Raw genomic sequence first — 24091 nt, 5'->3', positions numbered from 1 at the left:
AAGCGTAAAGATACTTTGAAGGGAAACAATAACTTATAGGGCAATTTCATCAAGAAATGCCTCGAGTTTTTCTGGAAGAAGTTTAAAAATTTTGGCTTCTTTACTGTAAATAAGCAGAGCTTGGATATCTTTATCAGGATGAATAGCTTGCAACAATTTTCGATAAAGTGCCATTTGCAACCAATGATGAGGAGCAATAGCGGCTTCATTTTCAGGTGGAATCCCTGTTTTAAAATCAGCAAAGATAATGCTGTTTTTCGTGATGTAAAGACGGTCAATTTGACCAGAAATTGCTTGTTCTTTTCCACGAATTTTTACAATCCCCATTAAGGGAACCTCAGCACGTGACTGCTCAGAGAAAAGGGGTTTGAGGTAATCATGATCTAAAATTTTCCAAACATGGCGAAGAGCACGTTCTCTTTGGCTTTTATCCCAATGAGAAGCTTTGATATTGAGATAGTTGCGAGCATAATCTTGACGTTTTTGTGGAGGGCAGTCGGGAAGATATTGTAATAATCGGTGAATGAGATGACCATATTCTATGAAAAAAGCTCTGTTGGTGTTTATTTCTCCTAAAACAGGTGAAGTGAAAAGCTGCTTTGGGTTTGAGGAAAGCTCTGTATCAGCTTCAATGGCAAGGCTCGCAACAGAGGGTTTTAGCGGTTTTGGGAGAACTGGTTCTGCTGGTACTTTATGAGAGAAAAAAGCAGGCAAAGCTGGTAAGGCTTGACTCTCAGAACAGGAAATTTCTTGGTTTATAGAGGCAGAAGAAGATGTAATGCAATAACGCCAAGCTGCAATATCTTCTGCGGGGCCTTTTATAGAAACCGCATGAGGTTCAAGGGCTTTCTTTACCAGTTGTAGCCATGTATGAGGGGGTGTTTTTTTACCTTTATATCCACAAACAAATAAACGATCTTCAGCACGTGTCATTCCTACATAAAGAAGGCGCCTATACTCTTCTTCGGCACGCTCTTTTAAATGTGAAATTGCTTGCTTAGAGAGTTTTGTATCAAAATTTTCATTGGGGCGCCAAATAAAAGCTTGTTGTCCATTCCATTGTGCATTGTCTAAAGGAGCTTTAAGCAAATGAGGTGCGTGCTGAGGATGCCAAATCGCACTACCAGGATCAACCAAAAACACAATAGCAGCTTCTAGTCCTTTTGCAGCATGAACCGTCATGATACGAATTTCTTCATTGTTTTGTTCAAATTCACGTTTAATTTCTGGCTCGCTTGCACTTAATGTTTCTAAAAAAGCTTGTAATCCTGGTAATCCTGTTTTTTGAATCGTGAGCGTATAATCCATAAAAGCATCGAGCACATCATTTGCTTCAGATCCTAAGCGAGATAGAATTTTTTGTCTTCCCTTATCATTATTCAGAATATGGCTATAAAACTCGAAAACTGGTATTTTATCCACTAAAGTGCGATAATGATTTAGTCTTTCAAAAGCATCTTTAAAAGATACCTGCGATGATGCATGCGTAGATAAACTTTGCCAAAGAGAGCCGGTTCGGTGTGTAGCAAGCTGATAAAGTTCCTCTTCACTAAAAGCAAAAAGGGGACTTTTTAAAACGCAAGCAAGAGAAAGATCATCTTGTGGCTGCAAAACAAAACGTCCAAGCGCCATTAAGTCACGGATACTAATATGTTTGGTGAGTTGTAAACGATCAGCCCCTGCTACAGGAATATTAAGGTGTTTAAGAGCACGGGAAAGAGCTGAAACAAATTTATCACGTTTACGAACCAAGATCATAATATCACTTGCCCGTATTAAACGTCCCTTTGCTGGAAGCATTTCGCCTTTTTGTAACCAGTCAGCAATCGTTTCAGCAATTTTTTCTGCTAAACGGACTTCAGGTGTATCTAAATGATCAACACTCAAATGCCAATCATGGGGAAATTCGCTTGTTTCTTTGGAAATGGCATCCCATATAACAACTTCACCTGGGCTATGAACACGAATAGCTTCATGCACCGTCTTTGTATTTTCTGCCGAAAGCCCTTTATAGTTTTCTGGTGTTTCAAAAACAAGATCAACGCTTTTAAGAACATCTGCTGTAGAGCGAAAAGAGTAATGCAGTTGTATTTTTTCAAATTGCTGATTTGTTTGCTGCGCTTTTTTTTGAATGATTCGTCCATTTGCAGCAAAGTTTTCTGGAGCAGCACCTTGAAAAGAATAAATCGATTGTTTTTCATCGCCAACAGCAAAAAGAGTCCGTATATTTGTTCGTTGGCTATACCCTGAAAAAAATTCTTGTGCCAACAGTTGAATAATTTGCCATTGTTCAGGGTTGGTGTCTTGCGCTTCATCAAGGAGAATATGATCAAGGCCCTGATCAAGTTTATAATGCACCCATTGGCTGGCACCTTTGCGCTGTAACAAATGGAGCGTACGCTCAATAAGGTCATCAAAATCCAAGATGCCATTGGCCTTTTTTAGATTCGTATAGATTTTGAGATAAACGGCACAGAGCTTAAAAGCAGCCATATTGAGGGTGGCAATTTTTGCGCATTGATATTTTTCTAAAAGGACAGAAAGCTTGTTTTGTTTATCTTCAAGCATTTGTTGAATAAAAGGCCAAATTTCATCGGATTTTTTACGAGATAAACGTGAAAAATTACGCGGCTCACCTTTTGTTTTAAAATAAATATCAGAAATAATATTGAGAATATTTGTCTCATCACGCACCTTTTCTAATTGGGAAAATTTTTCCACCATATCCTTAAAGCTTTGGCTACCATTGGTTTCACCATGTTTAAGAGCATAAAGAGGAAGGCGCGCAGCCTGTTGAATTTGTTCCAGCAGACCTTGATTTGTTTCATCGGGTGCTAAGTTAAAAAGCGCACGCAATTTTTCTTCTCCATTTTCAGACAGAAGAGAAGATAAAAAATCAGAGAGTTTATGTTGCTTTTCAACGGCTTCATCGAGCAGTTGATTAAAAGTATGTTCACTAATAACTTGAAGTAACTGTTGCAAAGCAGGTTGTACATCACGACGTGCTAAAAGCTGGCGACGAGATTCTTGTTGTAATTTTTCGCGACTGATATCATCGGGAAGTTCGAAATGCCCTGCGATATTGGCTTCTAACATAAATTGATGCAAGAGAGATTCACAAAAAGCATGTATTGTTTGAATTTTCAAGCCACCAGGTGTTTCAAGAGCACGAGCGAAGAGCTGTCGTGCATAAGTTAATTTTTGCGCATTGACGGGTTTATTTTCAAACCGTGTTAAGGTTTCTTGCAGCTGTGTATCATCGAGTTCATTCCAACTGGAAAGCGTGCGAAAAATTCGTGATTGCATAACAGCAGCAGCAGCTCTTGTATAAGTCAGGCATAAAATACGTGCTGGAGGCGTACCGTTTAAAAGCAAACGAATAACACGTTCACTTAAAACGTGGGTTTTTCCAGATCCAGCATTTGCAGAAACCCACACGTTTTTTTGGGGATGTGTCGCCATTGCTTGTGCATCAAGAGCAGCTTCAGGAATAGAAAAAAAAGTCATGATTACTCTTCTTTATAAAAACCACTTGACCATTCCCACAACCGTGCCAAATGGTCGTAGTCACCTTCATGTCGTTTTTCCATGGGAACAGCATGTGAAAGATAGCCTTGTTGTGGATTTTGATAATACGTTATAAGTGCAATAAGATTTTTCCATGCAATTTCACCAAGATTAACGGCACTGAGGTAAGTTTTTTCTTCTTTTTTCTTTAAAAGAATGGATTGGGATTTAATTTCGCCTTTTCCGTTTAAGGGAATGTAAAATAAATTTGAGGGGGTAAGATCTTGAAAATCTGGAAACGCCCCTTCCATCAGCAAAGCTGTTTCTAAAGCCAATTGTGGAAATAATAATTCACGAACCTGTTTTGATGAAGGAGGCGTTCCAGTTTTGAAATCTAGAATTTCAACCGTTTTGTCTGGCAAGACATCAAGACGATCAACACGCCCTGAAAGGGTTACCCCTGTTGTCCCTATAGGGATTTTTTCTGAGACCACTTCAGCATATCGCTCGCGCGGCCCTAAACTTTGTTCCCATTGAATAAGGTGTGGAGCAAGATTTTCAAAAATGTTCCACCAAATTGCTTCAATATCGGGTGGAAAATTGAATTTATCAAATTCTTTACGTCCAATGGAAAGTAGGACATCTAAAGCATTTGCGGCATTTGGATTTTTTATTTGTGTGCAAAAAGCTGCAAGAATAGCGTGATAAAGTATTCCCCTTTCAATAGCACTAGGATCGTGAATAAGTTTTTTAAGTGGTCTTAGTCGTAAGATTTTTTTGGCATAGATAGCATAAGGATCATAGCGCAATGTTTCTATTTCAGTGACTGAAAAATGACGCGGACGTACATCAAGGGGTGGTGCAGGGCAAGGTCGTTCTACATCAGAAATCATGTTGGTATGATCAAGCATCTTTGTCCAATGGCGTAATATTTCACCTCGTGCACAGATTTGTTTCCAAGCCTGTTTTCCTACCACTGTTTCTATGCGTTGTAGCCAACGTGAAGGAATAGAAGGGGTATGATTAACACGCAATGCGCGACTCATCACCACCTTATCCATTCCCATAGCCCATTGAAAATCATGGGCGGAAATACCAATACGCTGCTCTGGTGGTTCTAGAGTTAACATCATTTTCATCGGTCGCGATAAAAAAGCATCATTTCGGGTTGATATCGGCCATGATCCTTCATTAAGACCGCCAATAACCACTGTATCAACCGTTTGTAAACGTGATTCTAAAGTACCCCAGATGAATAAACGTGAATGTCCTCCAGGCGAAGGTGTAACGGAACGCGTTGCGATCAATGCAGAAAACATAGCGGGCCATTCGCAAAGATGAAATGTTAATCCTGATTGATCACTGACCAATTCCCGTAAAAATTTTGATAGGGCTTGTCCTGCTTCGTGTTGATAAAGATGAGCAAGAGAATTATCCTCATTGCGCCCAAAATTTTCAAAAACCTCAACAGTTGCTATCGCAGCTTCGTTGATGGTGCATTCTTCCTCTTGTTTCATGAGAGAAGCTAAAGGTTCAACAGCTTTCTTCAAAAGATGACAAAGGAGACGTGCTTCTTCAAATTTCTGTTGATCAAGGGCATTAATTTCAGAACGATCATGATCATGGGTATAGGTCTCAATCCATTTTTCAAGAAATTGATCACATTCGCAAAGATTGATGCGCCCTGTGTTCCCTCGAAGAATAAAAAGTTCAAAATTTTCTGCCATTTCGCGTAAGCGATGACGGTTTTGTTGGAGTGTTGTCAGTGGATGTTTAAGAAGAGAAAGAAAAGCAATGGGATCATCGGGTTGCAAAACATTTTCTAAGATCAATCGCAAGAGCGTTACAGGCAATGTTTGTGCAAGTGGTATTCCCCCTGAATCATTTGCTTCAATGCCAAATCGCTGTAATTCCGCAGCAACACGGCGGGCTAAATTACGGTCATTGGTAATAAGGGCTGCGGTTTTTTTGGGTTCTTCAATAGCCTTGCGTAAAGCAACAGCGATAGCGAGAGCTTCTTCACGTTCATTTATAGCTTCAATAAATGACCAATCTGCACAAAGATTTTCATAATCATCACGGACAATTTGTATCCATTTATCCGTCGTAGAAGCTGATCGGAGTGCTTCTGATAAAAGCGCCATTCGCCTTTTCTTTATTGTACTTTGTTGGCCAATTTCGCAAACATGGTCGCGTTGACACTCCATGAGCGTTAGAAGTTTTTTTAAATGATATTGAGGATGGCTAAAAATGTTTTCTGCATAATCAAAAAAATCACAAGCTGTTTTATCTTTATTGCTTGTGCTAAGTGCATTCCATTGTTCTTCATCCATATGAAGATCAAGACCAGGAAGAACAACAGCCCCTTTTGGTAGAGAGGCTATAACCTTTAAAAGATGAGAAACTGCGGGAATAGAACCTGAAACACCAGCCGCAATGATTGGTTTATCAGACTGCGCGCGTTGTAAAGCCTCTGCATGCATTGTCAATGCTTGATTACGCCATTCAGCGGGATTACTTCGCTGCCTTTCTGTCAAGATTTGTGGCCAATTTTGCGTAATAATCGTTAGAAAATCGAGCGTTATTTGCCACCATTCAGCGACCATATCAGGGGCAATATCTTTCAGTTTTGACCAGTCTGCTGCTTCTGTTTCAATTTCATCCATCAAATGTGCTAAATCTTGAGCAAGCCAAATTGCATCGGCACTATGCGCTGGAATAAGTACATCTTCTGTACCAAACATAGCACGCAAATGTGCAGGCAAACTTTCACGCCATGGACGAATAAGACGCGCTAAAAGCAGTAAGCGTTCGCTCTCTCCAATAGGCGGATTAAGAGCGCTGGTATGATTTTCAACAAAAAGGAAACTGTCTTCATCAACATCGCCTAGGGCACGAATGGTTGGCAATAAGGTTGATTGTGTATCGCTTCTTTCAACAAAGGCTAAACGCAAAGCGCGAGCCGCACGACGTGTCGGAACATAAATAAGGCTATCTGCAAGAGCCGTTTGAATATCTCCATTGGGAGCAAAATCATCAATAAGGGTACCAGAGAGCAGTGCATCAACAAAATGAGGCAAAAAAGCCGTTCCAGGAGAAATAGAAAAGACACGTGGTTTATAAATCATATGATCTCATATTTGGGATAACAAATTTCACCTTATTGATTATTTGTATTATTTTGACTGTATACAATTTTCATACAAGGAAAAACTGAAAAGCTCTCTTTATACAGGAGATTTTTAGCTTACATTCAAAATACTGAAATATATGACCTTTTCTTAAGCTATTGTGAAAAAATATATTAAAATTTTAAAAGACGTTACAAATATAAATATATTGTAACTTATTGAATATTATACATAAATTTACTCCTCTCTTGATATAATGTAATCTGAAAGGGTTCTTTACATACTCTTTTTATTTTCGGAAAAAAATAACAATATTGAGCTTCCCGATTCAATGTGAAAAATTATTATCAACCCAATTGTTACATAAAAGATTCTTCTTTATGTTAAGAGCGTACTTGATAATCTTTAAAAGCAGAAAATTTTATTTTAGGGGCTCTTTCTGCCTCATAATTCAATGAAAAATGGTTCTCCGCTAAAAAAACTGGATCACTTTCTAAATCATAGGCAATAGCAGAACGGTGATTGCTGAGAAACTTTTGCAACTCATCTTTGCTTTGCGCTGAAACCCAACGACATAAATTAAAACGCGCAGGCTCAAAATTTACGGGTAAAGAATATTCTATTTTCAATCGTTCTTTTAAAACATCAATTTGCAAAGCTCCAATGACACCAATAAGAGAAGGCGACCCATCATCAGGAATAAATAATTGCACAACCCCTTCTTCAGCCATTTGTTGCAAAGCTTCTTTGAGCTTTTTTGCTTTCATTGGATCGCCCAAACAAACACGACGTAAAATCTCTGGTGCAAAATTGGGGACTCCCTTAAAGAGGATATCTTCTCCTTCAGTCAAAGTATCGCCAATACGCAACGTTCCATGATTAGGGATCCCTACGATATCACCCGCATAGGCTTGATCAGCAATTTGGCGTGAACGCGCAAAGAAAAATTGTGGAGCTGAAAGTGTCATTGGTTTTCCCGTTCGGACCAACTTCGTCTTCATACCGCGTTCAAGTGTCCCAGAACAAACCCGAAAAAATGCAATACGATCACGGTGATTAGGGTCCATATTCGCTTGAATTTTAAAAACAAATCCCGTCATTTTAGATTCAGTTGCTATGATATTGCGTTGATCTGCACTTTGATCACGCGGACTTTGACCAAAATCAATAAGCGCATTAATCAAGTCACGGACACCAAAATTTCGTAATGCCGAACCAAAATAAACCGGAGTCATGTGACCCTCACGAAAAGCTTGAAGATCAAAATTTTTGCAAGCACTTCGGGCGAGTTCCACCCCTTCAATAAAAGTTGAACGTTGATACTCTGGAAGTAAATGAACAATCTCACTGAGATCTGAAACAATCCGCTGTTTTATCTCATCATCTTTTTGGCGAAAACGATTATGATGAAGATCAAAGGTACCAACAAAATCTTTACCCGTCCCAATAGGCCATGTTATGGGTGCGGTATCAAGCGCAAGCTTTTCCTCAATTTCATCTAAAAGCTCAAGAGGATCACGCGCCTCACGATCCATTTTATTGATAAAAGTAACAATAGGAATATCCCGCATCCGACAAACTTCGAACAATTTTAGTGTTCTAGGTTCAATCCCGCGGGCACCATCCAATACCATGATAGCGCTATCAACAGCTGTAAGCGTGCGATAGGTATCGTCTGCAAAATCTTCATGGCCTGGGGTATCTAAGAGATTAAAAATATGGTTTTCATATTCAAACGTCATCACCGAAGTCACAACGGAAATACCACGATCGCGTTCAATATTCATCCAGTCAGAACGCGTTTGAATACGATCTTTTTTGGCTTTTACTTCTCCTGCAAGTTGAATAGCGCCACCAAACAATAAAAGCTTTTCTGTCAATGTTGTTTTCCCAGCATCTGGGTGAGCAATAATTGCAAATGTACGGCGTCGCTTTACTTCCTGCACTCTTCGTTCCATTATTCCTCCACAGGTCGTGCAAGTGCTTCAGCAATCAGTGCACGCATTTCATTAATCCCATAAAGCGCTATAAATGATCCCCATCGTGGACCTCGCTCTTGTCCTAAAAGGACTTCATAGAGCATTTGGAAAAAGACATTGGAAACTCCAGGACCGCCTTCAGGGCTTTTTTTGCTATGATCTTGGTAGCGTTCCGTTAACCGTGCAACATCAAGAAGCGTATTTTGCAATATATTTCCATCAAAAGTTTCAGGTAAATTGGCTAATTTTTCATCAATTTGTGCTAATGTTGCGCGTTCACTGTTATCGGGTGTACGAAACTTTTTGTTTGGTTTGACAAAAACATCAAAATATTTAATGGCAAACTTCACCAATTGATCAAGTTCTGGATAAGTTTGCGCATTGGCTCCTTTAGCATAACGAGAAATAAAACCCCAAAGAACTTCTGCATTCTCTGCATTTGAAGCACTTACCAAATTTAAAAGCATGGCAAAAGATACCGGCAAATCAACCCGCGGTGGACAACCATTATGAATATGCCATACAGGATTATTAAGCCGTTCTTGCCAACTTTGACGACCATAGGCTGAAAGATGAGCATAGTACTCATCCACGGCTTTTGGAATAACATCAAAATAAAGCCTTTTGGCTGTTTTGGGCTTTGAAAACATATAAAGCCCTAAACTCTCCGTTGGGGCGTAAGTAAGCCATTCATCAATGGTTAAACCATTTCCCTTGGATTTGGAAATTTTCTGCCCTTTCTCATCCAAAAAGAGCTCATAGTTAAATCCTTCTGGAGGCTTCCCCCCCAATACTTTACAAATTTTAGAAGAAAGATTCGTGGAATCGATAAGGTCTTTTCCTGCCATTTCATAATCAATGCCAAGCGCTGTCCAACGCATAGCCCAATCGACCTTCCACTGACACTTGACCTTGCCCCCTGTAACCTCCGTTTCTATAGTTTCTCCTGTTTCGGGTTCAATATAAGTAACCGTTCCTTTTTCAACATTACGCGCAATCATCGGTACCTGTAATACTTTTCCAGAAAAGGGAGAAATCGGTAAAAAGAGAGAATAGGTTGCTTGTCGTTCTTCACCCAATGTCGGTAAAATAATTGCCATTACCTTGTCATAACAGGCAAGGATTTTTAAAAGTGTTTCATCAAAACGACCGGAACTGTAATAATCCGTAGCGCTTGCAAATTCGTAATCAAAACCAAAACGATCAAGAAAAGCTCGTAGACGTGCATTATTTGCCGCTCCAAAAGAAGGATAATCATCTCCAAAAGGATCAGGTACACGGCTCAACGGTTGACCAAGATAATGTTCCATCTTCTCGCGATCCGGCACATTCTCAGGAACCTTGCGTAAACCATCCATGTCATCAGAAAAACAAAGCAGCTTCGTTTTTACTTTATTCTCTGTAAGAATATGAAATGCATGACGCACCATGGTTGTACGTGCAACTTCTCCAAAAGTTCCGATATGCGGTAAACCAGAAGGCCCATAACCTGTTTCAAATATTACACTGTCTGGATAACCCGTTTTTTCATACCGTTTGATAATCTTACGTGCTTCTTCAAATGGCCAAGTTCTCGATTGAGCAGCCGCATCCTTTAATTCAGGCGTAAGGCTAAGGGCATCACACTGATTACGCATCATTATTTATCCTAAAAATTATACTCTTTAAAAATAGGGTGTATGGTTCTTGAATTTATTCGTCAATAATAGCAAGCAAAAAGATGTAAATTTCTTTATACTCTTAAGTCACAATACAAAAACCACCCTCGCTGTAAACATATTTCGTTCCGAGTGAAATAAAAAACATTGAAGGTTATAAAGCAAAATTGTCTTTTTTTGATTATCAGAGCCTTCATTATTATTTTCGTGGATCTTGCTTATTATAGTTATTCGCAAAAAAGTGAAGACTCTAACATTGAACGAAAGAACTATAAAAACCAACAGGTAAAAATTCTTAAGTTAAGTGTTTCATACAAAAGCACTGCCTCACATGATACTTATCAAAGTAATTTTTATTTCTTTTCTTAATCACCTTGACAACGCCTTGCTAATGTACGCAAACGTAGAGCATTTAATTTAATAAAACCAGTTGCATCTCTTTGATCATAAGCACCTTGATCATCCTCAAAAGTTACCAATTCACTCGAATAAAGTGATTTTTTGCTTTGGCGCCCTTCAATAATCACGTTCCCCTTATAGAGCTTTAACGTGACTTCACCTTCAACATGTTCTTGAGATAAATCAATCGCTGCCTGCAACATCTTACGTTCAGGAGAAAACCAAAAGCCATAATAAATGAGTTCTGCATAACGTGGCATCAATTCATCTTTCAAATGAGCTGCACCACGATCCAGCGTTAAAGATTCTATAGCTCTGTGAGCTGCTAAAAGAATGGTTCCACCCGGTGTTTCATAAATACCCCGCGATTTCATACCTACAAAACGATTTTCTACCAAATCTAACCGACCAATACCATTATCGCGCCCATAACGATTTAATTCTGTAAGTAACGTTGCAGGAGATAAATTTTTTCCATTGATTGAAACAGCATCGCCTTTTTTAAAGCCAAGAGTGATTCTGGTTGCTTGATCTGGAGCATCTTCCGGCGAAAGAGTACGCTTATGGGCATATTCAGGAGCAGGAAGTGCTGGATCTTCTAAAATCTTTCCCTCTGATGAAGAATGTAATAAATTTGCATCCACGGAAAAAGGTGCTTCGCCTTGCTTATCCTTTTCTACAGGAATTTGATGCATACGCGCAAATTCAAACAGATCTGTCCGACTCTTAAAATCCCAATCACGCCATGGAGCAATAACCTTTATATCAGGATTAAGTGCATAAGCAGAAAGCTCAAAACGTACCTGATCATTGCCTTTTCCTGTCGCTCCATGAGCAATTGCATCGGCCCCTGTTTCCTTAACAATTTCAATAAGGCGTTTTGAAATAAGTGGACGTGCGATTGATGTTCCTAAAAGATAATTCCCCTCATAAACGGTATTGGCTCGAAACATCGGGAAAACAAAATCACGCACAAATTCTTCACGCAAATCTTCAATATAGATTTCTTTAACACCGAGCATTTCAGCTTTACGACGAGCAAATTCTAGCTCTTCGCCCTGCCCTAAATCCGCTGTAAAAGTTACAACTTCAACGCCTAGCGTACTTTGCAACCATTTGAGAATAATTGACGTATCCAATCCCCCTGAATAAGCCAAAACAACTTTTCTAATATTTTGCCACTTTTTCATTTTAAAGCTCTTACGCGTTGTTTTTTTATTTTTCTCAAAAATCAAAACGATGCAAGAAATATAAAAATAAATTCTCTTTAAGCAACATGAAAAAGACTCAAAAAGCGTAAATAAGGGTGATTCGGACTGTAAATAGTGAGCACGGCTTAAAAATTAAGAGGAGGTTTGCGTGTCATTTCTACCGGAGTGGTCTATTATTGTACAATTTGCTTTAGCATCGTTGATTTTAGCACTTATTCCAGGACCTGATATGATGCTTTCTGTAGGACGAACCATTACACAAAGCAAAAAAGCTGGAATCATGTGCGCCTTGGGAAGTGCAACAGGGTTTGCCATTCAGGTTACCGCCGTAGCTCTTGGCTTATCAGCGCTTATTTTTGCAGCGCCACACGCTTTTGTTCTTCTGAAAATTGTTGGCGCCTTTTATCTTTTATGGTTTGCCTTTCAAGCATTACGGAGAAAACCTACGCTTTCCTTTGAACCAACATCTTCTAAACCTCAAAGTTCTAAACGCAACTATCTTGCTGGTATTGGAATTAATCTTCTCAATCCTAAAGTTATACTCTTTAATGCAACATTCTTACCACAATTTATTAATGCGAATGATCCTATGGCAACACAAAAGTTACTCTTTTTAGGACTCTCTTATATTCCTATTTCTTTCCCTATTACAATTTCAGTTGTTTTTACAGCGCATAAACTCACCAAAACCCTTAAAAAAAATCCTCTTTATATTCGCTTTCTCGACTGGCTTATTGCAGGTATTTTTACCAGCTTTGCCCTCCATCTTCTTATGGTTACAAAAAATTGATTTATAAGTGTAATTTATCATTTTTAATTTAAATGTGAATTCTAGATATTCTGAAACACTCTCCGTTTTAAATCTGTTTTATGTTAAATTAAACAATAGCTTTTCCTTGTACATCACAAGAAAAGCTAAAAAATAGAATGATGATACCAACTTACACTTTTATTAAACCTAAATGGCATCATATATTTCACAAAGGTTTTTGTGTTATACCCTTCGCAAGCATTGTCGCGAGAGGAGGAGTGCATTGAGAAATGCTTTTTTAAAAACATGTCAATGAACAACGCAATGGTATTTATATTTTAGACATGCCGTTTTATGTGTGAGGTAATCTTGTTAAAGAACGTAACAAACAAAAGCATGAGGCAATGTATATTTCCACTCTTTAAAAGATATTATCGTTGATGCTTTTAAAAGTCGTAAAGCCGAAGTAAAGAGTGTGAGGTGGAAATGAGGGCCCCTTAAGACTTTCCTTTAAATTAGGTTGCCTCCTCATTTCAGAGATTATGCAAACAGACTTTATGCAATATCTTTTCCCCTATTGAACCTATAAAATCTTAAAACTGCTCATCTCGCACTGATCCACCTTAAGCTATGTCTCACACATGCTTATTTTATATGTAATTTACGTAAAAAAGCATAGGCTTTATAGCGCTGAAAACGGTGTTAACTAATGACCAATGGCATTTTCAAGTTTCAAACGTTCAGATTTCCGTAAGCGCTCTGAAGCCGATTTAAGTTGTCCACATGCAGCTAAAATATCGCGTCCACGCGGTATCCTAATAGGAGAAGCATAGCCCGCTTGATTAACCACATCAGCAAAACGCTCGATTTGCTCCCAATCAGAACATTGATAATTACTCCCTGGCCATGGATTAAAAGGAATTAAATTGATCTTAGCAGGAATCCCTTTCAATAACTGAATCAATCGCTTAGCATCATCTAAACTATCATTGATATCTTTCAGCATAACATATTCAAATGTGATTCGTTTTGCATTAGACAAACTAGGATAATTACGGCAAGCATCCATTAACAATGTAAGCGGATATTTTTTATTGATCGGAACAAGCATATCTCTTAGTGTGTCATGTACGGCGTGGAGTGAAATTGCTAACATAACACCAATTTCTTCCCCAGTTCGGATAATTCCAGGAACAACCCCACTGGTTGAAAGTGTAATCCGACGTTTTGATAAAGAAAGCCCATCGCCATCAGAAGCAATCAATAAAGCTTTTTTTACAGCTTCAAAATTATAAAGAGGTTCTCCCATCCCCATCATAACAATATTGGTAATTTTGCGCCCTTCAACAGGAACAATTGCCCCATCAGGGGTATTCTTATCAGGAAAATCACCCAAACAATCACGTGCAACCAATAATTGTGCCAAAATTTCTTCCGCGGTCAGATTGCGAACAAGCATCTGCGTTCCCGTATGACAAAAAGAGCAGGTTAATGTACAGCCTACTTGTGATGAAAGACATAAAGTACCACGTCCTTCTTCCGGGATATAAACCGTTTCAATTTCAACAGGCTTTCCAGCCCCACGTGCTGGAAAACGTAATAGCCATTTACGTGTACCATCCTTTGATATTTGTTCTCCAACAATTTCCGGACGTGCAATGGAAAAATGACGCTTAAGTGTCTCCTGCATTACTTTAGAAATATTCAGCATTTCATCAAAGTTTGAAACACCACGTACATAAAGCCAATGCCAAAGCTGACGTGCACGCATACGCGTTTGACGCTCTGGTACACCAATTGTCTTCAAAGCTTGCACTATTTCATCTTGCGATAATCCAATTAAAGAGAGTTTAGAACTCTCCTTCACAACAACACTATCTGTTTTTCGTGCTAAACACGAAACAACAGGTCTAAGGTCATATGAAATAGCCATTGCTTTCCAATTTACATCACTATTTTAAATTTAAAAATTATCAAAACCTTAATGGCACTTTTGAGCTGCATTCAAGGCAGCAGTGACCCCTTTTAAGGAATAAGTATAGGTGGTATACGTTCCCCGTTTTGATATTGCTTTCACTGTCATACTGTTTCCAGCACGCATAGCAGAAACAAGCTGTTTTTCTAGCTCTGATGATGCCAACCAAGCTGAGGAATCCTTCGTGAAAAAATCAAAATCCTTATCTCCAATGGTCACTGTCACTCTCGACCCTTCTTGAAGCGTATAACCAGCCATAAATTGCGGTTCAAACGAAATAGGCGATTGAGAACGCTTAGTAACTAAGAAAAAATTATCACCATGATTAACCGTCGTTGGAAGAGCCTTCAAAGGAACAGATAACACATAGCAAATCGTATTTTGGGACGATTTATAAGAATAAGCTCCCCACGCTTCAAATTGATTTAAACGGCTTGGCGTTTGCGCACATGCCGCACCAGCTGTAACAAGAACCATTACAGATGCAGCAATAACAGTCTTCTCAAACATCTTCATTTAGCTCACTTCTTTAATCTCTAACAAAGTTCTCTGCATTGAAAAGTTCAATCAAAAACTCCTCGATACCCATGTATAATTATCCTAATTCCTTCCATAAGCGAAATATCTTCACAACAGTCAGAACAGATTTTTACGCTCCATTGTGATCTTTTAGTCGTTACCAAAATATGAACCTTTTATTCAATAATCACATTAAAAAACAACATTTCTGATCTTACACCGCTCCTTATCGTTTTTTCATAAAAAACGATTTCTTTAAGCAATAGGATTCAAAACAAGATGAGAACATACCACCGCTCTGTTAAGAAATAAACCACACTCTTTATATCATAAACAATCTGCTTCAAAACTTTGAAAATACACCCTGTACTCCCAAAAAAAATCCCATAGCCTCGTAAATATCACTTCTCAACTTTACACATCCAATACATGTATGTCCGTAAGATACTCCACCTTTCATCCATTATAGCGTATTCATACCTTGTATTCAATGTTGTCTTGATATCGTCTTGTCATAATCTTAAAAAGATCTTCAAAAATAATAAATTATTATCAATATGTTAGTCATGAAATAAAGAGACTTTAGATTTTCCCTAAATAGTGAATCGAATAACGTAATCTTTTACTATCAGTCCTTTAAGATACAAATAATCGCTTTTAGGCCGCATTGGATTCTGAAGTTTGAATCAATAAAGCATAAAGCGCATTGGCATTATGCGTATTGCGCAATTTTTGCACAACATCAGCATGACGCAAAACACGTGCAATCTGTGATAAAGCTTTTAAGTGATCTGCACCAGCATTTTCAGGTGCTAAAAGGAGAAAAACGAGATCTATAGGCTCGTCATCAAGAGCTTCAAAATCAACAGGACTTTCAAGACGTGCAAATATACCAACAATCCGATTAATATCTGGTAATTTTCCATGCGGAATCGCAATACCACCACCCAACCCCGTTGAACCAAGCTTCTCGCGTTGCAAAACGATATCAAAAATTACATGCTCACTAAGACCGGTCAGCTGAGCCGCTTTTTCGGCTAAAATTTGCAGAACTTGTTTTTTCGAATTAGCCTTAAGAGCCGGAATAATTGCTTCCGGTGCTATTAACTCACTCAAATTCATCCTTTAATTTTCCTCTTACACGCTCAAATGCTCACCAATAAACCTATAAACGGTATTGAACTTTAAAGTTCTTTCACTTTTCGCAACATCGCATGTGTTTTTATTTTTTAATTTATAACGGGTGATGGCTTAATACGTCTCATATCACTTTTAACAGAACAATAAATAGTGTTTAGCTCCTCATTAACAGCATGAGAAAAGAAAAAAAGAAATGAAGTTGTTCATAAAATTAATTTCCTTAAGACATGAGAACAGGGCATTACTCATAGATTTATTAAACTTGTCATAAGAGTTAACGTATAATTCCCCATTAGATTTTTTCTTTCTTTAAAAATGAGCTCTTAATAGAACGAGAAACATTTTGAGCAAAACAGACCTTTCGTTTGAAAATTACTGTATAGCTTAAACAAAGCCTTATAACAAGAATCTAAAAGCTTTTAGAAATTTAATGATTATTTTAAAAGATTCATAGATTTAGCCTTATATCTGTCGCTGCGATCCTATTTTAAATACGCCATACAAACCAATAAAACACAACAACCCCTATTAGATAAATACAATATATAACGGGTGCTCCAATCAAAATACCCGAAACAGCATCATCGACATATTCTTTGATTCGACAGAGAAAAATATGATGAATATCTCTCACCTTTCAATAACACACGCATTTATTTATAGTCTCATTTATCACTCATTATCGCGTTAATCTAGTGATATCTTTATGATACAATCATGCGTAAGCTTAACCAGAAAAACAATAGACTCATCTTATAGTGATGAAGCTTTTTGCACCCCTCAATAAAAACTCCTTGTATTATACTCATAAAAGAAGTTTCGGCATAAATAAGGGGATTTTCAATAATAATGTAATGAATACAATCATCAGAGAAAATCCTATTGCACACCCTAATTAAAAAAGTTGTATTCTCTTATTGATTTACAACCTTTAACAACGTTATCATAATTTCTACGATATAAGGAACAATTGCCTTTGTTTCTGTAAGAAATATATAGCGATAATATGCTTTATTAATAATCACAACGAAACCTCATCTACCTCCTTTGGAATATGTTTGATTGCTTAAAATAGCGTTTGTGACGACCATGTTGTTTCTGTCAAACTTAAATGCAAACGCATGAAAACTTTAAAATCATAGAGAAAACTGATTTCCCAAATAAATCCTGCGGACATCAGCGTTGTTGATAATATCATGAGGACGACCGTGAACTAACACTTTGCCGGTGTGAATAATATAAGCCCGGTCGACAAGCCCTAATGTCTCGCGTACATTGTGATCTGTTATTAAAACACCAATGCCACGCCTTGTTAAATGACGAATAAGCTGCTGAATATCAAAAATAGCGATAGGATCAATTCCTGCAAATGGTTCATCAAGTAACATAAAATGAGGACGAGAAGCTAAAGCGCGCGCAATTTCAAGTCGTCGACGTTCACCCCCAGATAACGAAAGTGCAGACATTTTACGTAAATGATCAATTTTAAATTCATGTAAAAGGCTATCTAACTCTTCACGTTGTTTAAGGCGGTCTTTTTCAACAACTTCTAAAACAGCTTTAATGTTATTTTCTACTGAAAGTCCACGAAAAATTGAAGCCTCTTGGGGAAGATATCCGATACCTAAACGTGCACGTCGATACATTGGAAGATGAGTAATATCAAATCCATCAATTTTAATGGACCCTCCATCAGATTTTATGAGTCCCGTAACCATATAAAAACAAGTTGTTTTACCTGCTCCATTGGGCCCTAAAATACCAACAGCTTCTCCCGTACGAATGCCAAAAGAAACGCCATTAACAGTTGGTCTTCCTCGATAAACTTTAATCAAATGACTGGCAATCAAAGTCCCCTTTAAGCGCTTTTTTGAGGCTTCACTTGTAAGATCATAACTATCCGTTTGTTTTTTTCTTTTGATTCCAAACATGAAATCTTAATGGCCATTTGTTTGATTTTGTTTAAAAATAATAGAAACGCGACCTTTTTTCTCAGGTGTCTCACAACCTTCTAAAAATGCCTTTCCACTTTCCATATTTGCCGTTAGTTTGCATCCTGTTGCCACATTATCACCATCCGTTAACACAACATGATTCCCTGTTAAGCGCATCATCTTTGATTTTCCATCAAAAACGCCTTTATCCCCCGTAGCAATTTGCGTAGCTATCTTTATATAAACTTTTCCTAAGGCTTCCATTTTTTCTATGCCCGACGAACCAAACAAAGCAACAGATGATGTCTTGGTATTTTCCTTGTTTCTATCCGTTCCTTTATAGGCTTTATCATAATAAACAACTAATTTTGCCGTCCGTAGAAGACGTTCACCTTGCACCACTGAAACATCACCTTTAAAAAGCGCTATCCCTTCTTTATCACGTATCTCCAAAGAATCTGCATGAAGTTCTACCGGTTCTTTGTCGTTTGATAGGCTTATTCCCAAATGGGTCCCTTCAGCATATCCTATAGCCGCCCCTCCTCCTAACATTCCCATGCTAAAAGCCAACGTCATACCTATCCATCTTTTGTATGATCTCATTATTTCAATTCTTCTGTTTGTTCTGTTTTTATAGTTACATATTTCTCTTTTAAATATCCCTTAAAAATTCTTATTGATATTGCGTCATTGCTTTTGGAGCATTAAATGCACACCACCATAGAAATACATGTTTTTTCCTTTTTCTCGAACTTGTAAGGCATTAGCGACAAGATGAAAACCGGCTCGCTGAATATTAACACGTTGATCTGTTTTTAACTGTCCCTCAGATAAATTAATATTAGCTGACATAAATTGTGCCATCATCCCATCATTCGTCGTAATGGTGAATGGCTTATCCAACTCTAAAAAACCATTAATGTTATTGTAAACGCCCCCTTGTGCCGCAAGAAAAACTTGTCTTTGTTGCCCCATAGATACTCTGGCTGTAATGTTTTGTAAGCCAATTATCCCAGAGCGCGTATGATCTTGAAATGCCTTTTCTGCTTTAAGCCAATAAGGTTCATGAGAACGCGTATAACCCTCTAATTTTGGATTAAGCATCGTCAAATTCATCACTCCACTCTCTTCATTATTCAAAGGCATAGGATCAGAAGGAGTGGGAACCAAGAAAAACGTAAACCAGCAAAAAATCAGCGCTGAAACCAACGCTGAGAGGGGTAAAAAAATTTTTAATAGGCTAATACGACGCGAATGCTGGGATGCTTTTTTAAAAACATCTCCAATAGATGATTGCGTTGAAAAGACTTCATAACGATTGTGTACGGACATACTCTCCTAATCTCTTAAATATTCCGCATTTTTAACCTGTATAACCTTTATAAGAGGTATTTTCAAATTTTGTTTCTTGAAATTTGTTTTTTCTTGGTTTTATTTTGCTTTTATCCGTTTATATATTGTAATATGCATGAAGTGCACAATTTAAAAAAATTTTTGTGTGAAAGTGAGGTTATTGTGGTTAAATCAGAGCTTGTGCAAATTATTGCTCGTCATAACCCGCATCTTTTTCAACGGGATGTGGAAAATATTGTAAACGCTATTTTTGAAGAAATTTCAACAGCACTTGCAAATGGCGATCGTGTTGAACTTCGTGGATTTGGAGCTTTTTCTGTGAAAAGCCGTTCAGCCCGTAATGGACGAAATCCACGGACAGGAGAAGCCGTTGCTGTTGAAGAAAAGTGGATTCCTTTTTTTAAAACTGGTAAGGATTTACGCGACCGTCTTAATCAGTGAGAAATTTATGATTATTAAACGTATTCTTTTAACAAGTATCTGTGTGATTATCACAGCAGTGCTGATTGTTTTTATTGTAGCTAATCGTCAAATGGTTCCGTTAACCTTTTATCCTTTTCGAGCAAATTCTGAAAGCTTTACTTATCACGCTCCCCTCTTTGTATGGCTCTTTATTTTCTTTGGTTTTGGTATTGTATTAGGAAATATGATCCGTTGGTTTTCTTATCATAAATGCAAAAAAGCTCTCAAAAAAAGTAAAGCCGAGATCGAAAAACTAAAGACATCTATAACAAATCTGGTGTAATAGTATTTTAATGAAGTCTTTTTTCTGCTGTATTTCATATTCAATACAGGATTTTAAGGTGCCCTTTTTTCTATACGTGTTTTAACCGACTTTAGTTCTTTTGCACTTTTACGAAACATTTAAGAGCTTTATAACACAATCCTTTATACCTCATATACCGTGATACAAAACATGCCTGCACAATGCTTTCAATCCTCCCATAATAATAGATATCCGCAGGAAAATTTGCCTCTTATTTTAGAAACAGGTATGAGTGAAAATTATGCTCTCATTGATTCTGGTCATGGACAAAAACTAGAGCGCTATGGAGATTATCGAATTATTCGGCCAGAAGGTCAAGCACTATGGAAACCCGCTTTATCAAAAAAACAATGGGCTGATGTTGATGCTATTTTCACAGGAAATCGTGATGAAGAAGGGGTTGGTCGTTGGCATTTTCCTAAAAAACCACTTGATGAAACATGGCCACTTTCTTGGAATGGACTGTCTTTTCTAGGTCGCTTTACTTCCTTTCGTCATGTAGGAGTTTTTCCTGAACAAGATGCCCATTGGCGCTCTATGGAAGAACAAATTGTTAAAGCCGCACGTCCTATAAAATTATTGAATCTTTTTGGCTATACAGGAGTGGCTTCTTTGATTGGAGCACGAGCGGGTGCAAACGTCACTCATGTTGATGCTTCTAAAAAAGCTATTACATGGGCAAAAGCTAATCAGGAAAGAGCAGGACTACCAGGTCATTCTATTCGCTGGATTTGCGATGATGCTACGAAATTTGTCGAACGAGAACTGCGTCGCAAAAAAAGCTATGATATGATCCTTCTTGATCCTCCTGCTTATGGGCGAGGCCCCCATGGCGAAGTTTGGCAACTGTTTGATCATTTACCAGCAATGATCACAAATTGTCGTAAGCTTCTCTCTGATAAACCAATCTCTATTATCCTTACAGCTTATTCTATTCGTGCTTCCTTTTTTGCACTTCATGCTTTAATGCGCGATGCATTTGTAAATCTTGGTGGTACAGTCGAATCAGGAGAACTCATTTTGCGTGAAGAAGTTGCAGGACGTGCCCTTTCTACTTCTCTTTTTAGCCGTTGGATTGCTTGAATATGTGTGGACCCAAAACTGGTAGAGTGAAAGAAATTACCTCTCTTAGCAACCCTATCATAAAAGATCTTAAAGCTCTTAACCAAAAGAAAAACCGTAATCGAGAAGGTCTTTTTATGGCAGAGGGATTGAAATTAGTCATTGATGCTCTCAATCTCGGCTGGACAATACAAACGCTTATTTTTTCTAAAAGCGAAATGGGCAATGCTACGATCGAAAATACTGCCGCACGCGCTGTAGCCAATGGCGGTTTTGTTATCAAAGCTTCACAAAAGGTTATGGAATCACTGACTCGACGCGATAATCCACAAACAGTTATTGGTATTTTCAAACAAAAATGGCAACCTCTTGAAATGATAAAAGGGCAAGCTCACGATGTTTACATCGCGCTTGATCGTGTGCGTGATCCTGGAAATCTTGGGACCATTATTCGCACTGCTGATGCTGTGGGTGCTAAAGGTGTTATTTTAATTGGCGAAACAACAGACCCTTTCTCACCTGAAACAGTTCGTGCAACCATGGGATCTATTTTCTCTATACCCCTTTATCGTTTTGATGAAAGCGCCTTTTTAAACTGGTCTGCTCACTTTAAAGGCATGATCGTTGGCACACATCTCAAAGGATCTCTAGATTATCGTAAACTTGATTTGAAAAATGGTCCTATCATCCTTTTAATGGGAAATGAAAAACAGGGGTTATCAGACATTCTTACACGTCGGTGTGATAAACTTGCGCGTATTCCACAAAGTGGACGCGCCGACTCGCTTAATCTGGCTATCGCAACAGCTGTTATGCTTTATGAAATCCGTCGCCCTTATTTAACACTAAAACCATACGAGGAAAAATATGATCCGTAAATCACTCCCTTTTCTTCTCCTTGGCTTGTCCCTTACAGTAGGACTTGACCAAGCTGTTAAGTACTGGGTTATGAACAATATGCCTTTAGGAACTGAAATCCGGCTCATTCCTTTCCTTTCCCTTTATCATGTGCGTAATTCTGGCATTGCATTTTCGTTTTTTTCTTCCTTTTCTCACCTAGGTATCACAGCCATCACGATTATTGTGATTATCTTTCTTCTATGGTTATGGAAAAATACTGAATATAATAAATTTTTAATGCGCTTCGGTCTTATTCTTATTATTGGAGGAGCAATCGGCAACCTTATTGATCGTATTCGTTTTCATCATGTCACTGATTACATACTTTTTCATATTGATGATATTTTTTATTTCGCTATTTTCAATCTTGCAGATAGTTTTATCACTCTCGGTGTTATTGCCATTCTTATTGAAGAGTTGCGTACTTGGATGAAAGCGAGACGTCATTCCGACCAAACGTCTTCTCATTGATATTCTCCATCTCCTAAAAAACAGAGACTTTTAACCATCACAAGCCTAATTACAAAATGCCAAGAACTGTTGCAACATTAAAAGCCTAATAAGTATAATGATAATGCCAGCTTACTCCTTCATAAGTGTGAAGATAAATATTTTGTAGATGAGAATTATAGAGTTCAAAAAATCTTTTAGTATCGTCTTTTTATCTTGCAAAAAATATGACAAAAAAAATGGAAATATTTTTCATGAAAATGAACCTTTTCCTTACTAATTTGTAAGGTTCTTTGCTTCGATAAATCTCTTGTAATTTTTAAATAAATCTCCATAATAAAGGGGAATATGCTGGAATTTCGTCAGTGATTCTGAAGGGTTTTTGTATTTGTCAATTTAAAGCTTTTACAAAACTCGTCTCTGTAATGAGAGAGACACTTTAGAAAAAGCAATATCTGGCGGAACATATGCTAAAGGATTTTATATTATGGCTAATTTTAAAAATTTACGTTCGGCGCCTGTCTCTCATGCCGATGCATCAATTGATCAGGGATTGCGCGACTATATGTTGGGTGTCTACAATACAATGGCCATTGGTTTGCTTATTACAGCTGCTGCCGCTTATGCAATTGTATCATTAGCAACGACAACAGATATGAGCCAAGCAGCAGCTCAGATCAATAGCAGTGTTTATTTAACATCATTTGGAGTAACATTTTATACATCTCCATTTGCTTATATTGTTATGTTTGCACCACTCATTGCAGTTTTTTTCCTCAGTTTTAAAATTCATACATTGAGTACAAATGCTGCTCGTAGCCTCTTTTTTGGCTATGCTGCTCTGATTGGGCTTTCATTGTCTTCTATTGTTTTGCGTTATACGACAGAGAGTATTGTACAAACCTTTGTCATTTCCGCTGCAACTTTTGGAGCTCTTTCGCTTTATGGATACACAACAAAGCGTGATCTTACAGCAATTGGTTCGTTCCTATTTATTGGATTGATTGGCTTGTTGCTTTCTATGATTGTGAACATTTTTCTTGGGTCAAGTGCTTTGCAGTTTGCTATCTCCGTTATTGGTGTTTTTATCTTTGCTGGTTTAACAGCTTACGATACTCAAAATATTAAGTTGATGTATTATGAAGGAGATGAAGGGGACACCAAAGGACGTAAAGTTATTATGGGTGCATTGAGTCTTTATCTTGATTTCATCAATATGTTTGTCTTCTTGCTGCAATTTCTTGGCTCGAACCGTGATTGATTGCAAAAATTATCGCTTAATAAAAGGACCTTGTTTCTAAAAGAGACAAGGTTCTTTTGTTTTGAGTGCACGTTTTTACTCTTTGCCTTTTCGGG

Annotated in this window: 18 protein-coding genes; 7 read left to right on the top strand and 11 right to left on the bottom strand. The window is 37.9% G+C overall.

Annotated elements, in window-relative coordinates:
* Positions 1–33: 33 nt before the first annotated feature.
* From addA to CER18_RS00320, 5 genes are all read right to left on the bottom strand, one after another.
* Positions 34–3507 (bottom strand): double-strand break repair helicase AddA, encoded by a 3474-nt coding sequence (gene addA / locus CER18_RS00340; RefSeq protein WP_100128130.1) that lies wholly within the window; start codon positions 3505–3507, stop codon positions 34–36.
* Positions 3508–3509: 2 nt separating this feature from the next.
* Positions 3510–6635 carry a double-strand break repair protein AddB gene (gene addB, locus CER18_RS00335; RefSeq protein WP_100128129.1) on the bottom strand — a complete coding sequence of 1042 codons (3126 nt, stop codon included), beginning with the start codon at positions 6633–6635 and terminating at the stop codon, positions 3510–3512.
* Positions 6636–7021: 386 nt separating this feature from the next.
* Complete coding sequence (locus tag CER18_RS00330; RefSeq protein WP_100128128.1) at positions 7022–8596, bottom strand: peptide chain release factor 3; 1575 nt, start codon at positions 8594–8596, stop codon at positions 7022–7024.
* Positions 8596–10257 (bottom strand): lysine--tRNA ligase, encoded by a 1662-nt coding sequence (locus CER18_RS00325; protein ID WP_100128127.1) that lies wholly within the window; start codon positions 10255–10257, stop codon positions 8596–8598. Before CER18_RS00325 ends, CER18_RS00330 begins: the two co-directional genes overlap by 1 nt.
* Before the next feature lie 383 nt (positions 10258–10640).
* A complete protein-coding gene (locus CER18_RS00320) occupies positions 10641–11864 on the bottom strand; it encodes an argininosuccinate synthase (protein WP_100128244.1) in 1224 nt (407 codons plus the stop codon).
* A 169-nt stretch (positions 11865–12033) separates the two neighbouring features.
* Between CER18_RS00320 and CER18_RS00315 the strand changes: the two genes are divergently transcribed.
* Positions 12034–12675 carry a LysE family translocator gene (locus CER18_RS00315; protein WP_100128126.1) on the top strand — a complete coding sequence of 214 codons (642 nt, stop codon included), beginning with the start codon at positions 12034–12036 and terminating at the stop codon, positions 12673–12675.
* Between the two features lie 667 nt (positions 12676–13342).
* On the opposite strand, the gene rlmN is transcribed toward CER18_RS00315, so the two are convergent.
* The 6 genes from rlmN to lptC form a co-directional block, all read right to left on the bottom strand.
* Positions 13343–14569, bottom strand: coding sequence for a 23S rRNA (adenine(2503)-C(2))-methyltransferase RlmN (rlmN, locus tag CER18_RS00310; protein ID WP_100128125.1), 1227 nt, complete (start codon positions 14567–14569; stop codon positions 13343–13345).
* 48 nt (positions 14570–14617) lie between these two features.
* On the bottom strand, positions 14618–15121 hold the full coding sequence (locus CER18_RS00305) for an invasion associated locus B family protein (protein WP_100128243.1): 504 nt from the start codon (positions 15119–15121) through the stop codon (positions 14618–14620).
* Positions 15122–15787: 666 nt separating this feature from the next.
* The gene (ptsN, locus tag CER18_RS00300) at positions 15788–16252 is read right to left on the bottom strand and encodes a PTS IIA-like nitrogen regulatory protein PtsN (RefSeq protein ID WP_100128124.1); all 465 of its coding nucleotides are present in this window, start codon (positions 16250–16252) and stop codon (positions 15788–15790) included.
* Between the two features lie 1154 nt (positions 16253–17406).
* Positions 17407–18201, bottom strand: coding sequence for an LPS export ABC transporter ATP-binding protein (lptB, locus tag CER18_RS00295; protein WP_100128123.1), 795 nt, complete (start codon positions 18199–18201; stop codon positions 17407–17409).
* A 6-nt stretch (positions 18202–18207) separates the two neighbouring features.
* Positions 18208–18780, bottom strand: a complete 573-nt coding sequence (locus CER18_RS00290) for an LptA/OstA family protein (RefSeq protein ID WP_100128122.1) — start codon at positions 18778–18780, stop codon at positions 18208–18210.
* Between the two features lie 111 nt (positions 18781–18891).
* Positions 18892–19536: an LPS export ABC transporter periplasmic protein LptC gene (gene lptC, locus CER18_RS00285; RefSeq protein WP_100128121.1), complete on the bottom strand. Its 645-nt coding sequence runs from the start codon at positions 19534–19536 to the stop codon at positions 18892–18894.
* Positions 19537–19719: 183 nt separating this feature from the next.
* On the opposite strand from lptC, the gene ihfB reads away from it, so the two are divergent.
* From ihfB to CER18_RS00255, 6 genes are all read left to right on the top strand, one after another.
* Positions 19720–19998 (top strand): integration host factor subunit beta, encoded by a 279-nt coding sequence (gene ihfB, locus CER18_RS00280; protein ID WP_026500856.1) that lies wholly within the window; start codon positions 19720–19722, stop codon positions 19996–19998.
* A 7-nt stretch (positions 19999–20005) separates the two neighbouring features.
* Positions 20006–20302: a lipopolysaccharide assembly protein LapA domain-containing protein gene (locus tag CER18_RS00275; RefSeq protein ID WP_100128120.1), complete on the top strand. Its 297-nt coding sequence runs from the start codon at positions 20006–20008 to the stop codon at positions 20300–20302.
* Positions 20303–20473: 171 nt separating this feature from the next.
* Positions 20474–21406, top strand: coding sequence for a class I SAM-dependent methyltransferase (locus tag CER18_RS00270; RefSeq protein WP_100128119.1), 933 nt, complete (start codon positions 20474–20476; stop codon positions 21404–21406).
* Between the two features lie 2 nt (positions 21407–21408).
* A complete protein-coding gene (locus CER18_RS00265; protein ID WP_100128118.1) occupies positions 21409–22263 on the top strand; it encodes a TrmH family RNA methyltransferase in 855 nt (284 codons plus the stop codon).
* A complete protein-coding gene (gene lspA, locus CER18_RS00260) occupies positions 22253–22756 on the top strand; it encodes a signal peptidase II (RefSeq protein WP_100128117.1) in 504 nt (167 codons plus the stop codon). Before CER18_RS00265 ends, lspA begins: the two co-directional genes overlap by 11 nt.
* Positions 22757–23222: 466 nt before the next feature.
* Positions 23223–23996, top strand: coding sequence for a Bax inhibitor-1/YccA family protein (locus CER18_RS00255; RefSeq protein ID WP_100128116.1), 774 nt, complete (start codon positions 23223–23225; stop codon positions 23994–23996).
* Positions 23997–24091: the final 95 nt, after the last annotated feature.

Source organism: Bartonella tribocorum, from assembly GCF_002777915.1.
GTDB classification, from domain to species: Bacteria; Pseudomonadota; Alphaproteobacteria; order Rhizobiales; family Rhizobiaceae; genus Bartonella; species Bartonella tribocorum_A.
Note: the sequence above shows the minus strand (reverse complement) of the source record. Positions and strands in the feature narration are given on the sequence as shown.

What these genes read in the sequence shown, in the direction of transcription:
- addA (WP_100128130.1), bottom strand. Translation starts at nt 3,507, where the DNA reads ATGACTTTTTTTTCTATTCCTGAAGCTGCTCTTGATGCACAAGCAATG.
- addB (WP_100128129.1), bottom strand. Translation starts at nt 6,635, where the DNA reads ATGATTTATAAACCACGTGTCTTTTCTATTTCTCCTGGAACGGCTTTT.
- CER18_RS00330 (WP_100128128.1), bottom strand. Translation starts at nt 8,596, where the DNA reads ATGGAACGAAGAGTGCAGGAAGTAAAGCGACGCCGTACATTTGCAATT.
- CER18_RS00325 (WP_100128127.1), bottom strand. Translation starts at nt 10,257, where the DNA reads ATGATGCGTAATCAGTGTGATGCCCTTAGCCTTACGCCTGAATTAAAG.
- CER18_RS00320 (WP_100128244.1), bottom strand. Translation starts at nt 11,864, where the DNA reads ATGAAAAAGTGGCAAAATATTAGAAAAGTTGTTTTGGCTTATTCAGGG.
- rlmN (WP_100128125.1), bottom strand. Translation starts at nt 14,569, where the DNA reads ATGGCTATTTCATATGACCTTAGACCTGTTGTTTCGTGTTTAGCACGA.
- CER18_RS00305 (WP_100128243.1), bottom strand. Translation starts at nt 15,121, where the DNA reads ATGTTTGAGAAGACTGTTATTGCTGCATCTGTAATGGTTCTTGTTACA.
- ptsN (WP_100128124.1), bottom strand. Translation starts at nt 16,252, where the DNA reads ATGAATTTGAGTGAGTTAATAGCACCGGAAGCAATTATTCCGGCTCTT.
- lptB (WP_100128123.1), bottom strand. Translation starts at nt 18,201, where the DNA reads ATGTTTGGAATCAAAAGAAAAAAACAAACGGATAGTTATGATCTTACA.
- CER18_RS00290 (WP_100128122.1), bottom strand. Translation starts at nt 18,780, where the DNA reads ATGACGTTGGCTTTTAGCATGGGAATGTTAGGAGGAGGGGCGGCTATA.
- lptC (WP_100128121.1), bottom strand. Translation starts at nt 19,536, where the DNA reads ATGTCCGTACACAATCGTTATGAAGTCTTTTCAACGCAATCATCTATT.
- CER18_RS00275 (WP_100128120.1), top strand. Translation starts at nt 20,006, where the DNA reads ATGATTATTAAACGTATTCTTTTAACAAGTATCTGTGTGATTATCACA.
- CER18_RS00270 (WP_100128119.1), top strand. Translation starts at nt 20,474, where the DNA reads ATGCCTGCACAATGCTTTCAATCCTCCCATAATAATAGATATCCGCAG.
- CER18_RS00265 (WP_100128118.1), top strand. Translation starts at nt 21,409, where the DNA reads ATGTGTGGACCCAAAACTGGTAGAGTGAAAGAAATTACCTCTCTTAGC.
- lspA (WP_100128117.1), top strand. Translation starts at nt 22,253, where the DNA reads ATGATCCGTAAATCACTCCCTTTTCTTCTCCTTGGCTTGTCCCTTACA.
- CER18_RS00255 (WP_100128116.1), top strand. Translation starts at nt 23,223, where the DNA reads ATGGCTAATTTTAAAAATTTACGTTCGGCGCCTGTCTCTCATGCCGAT.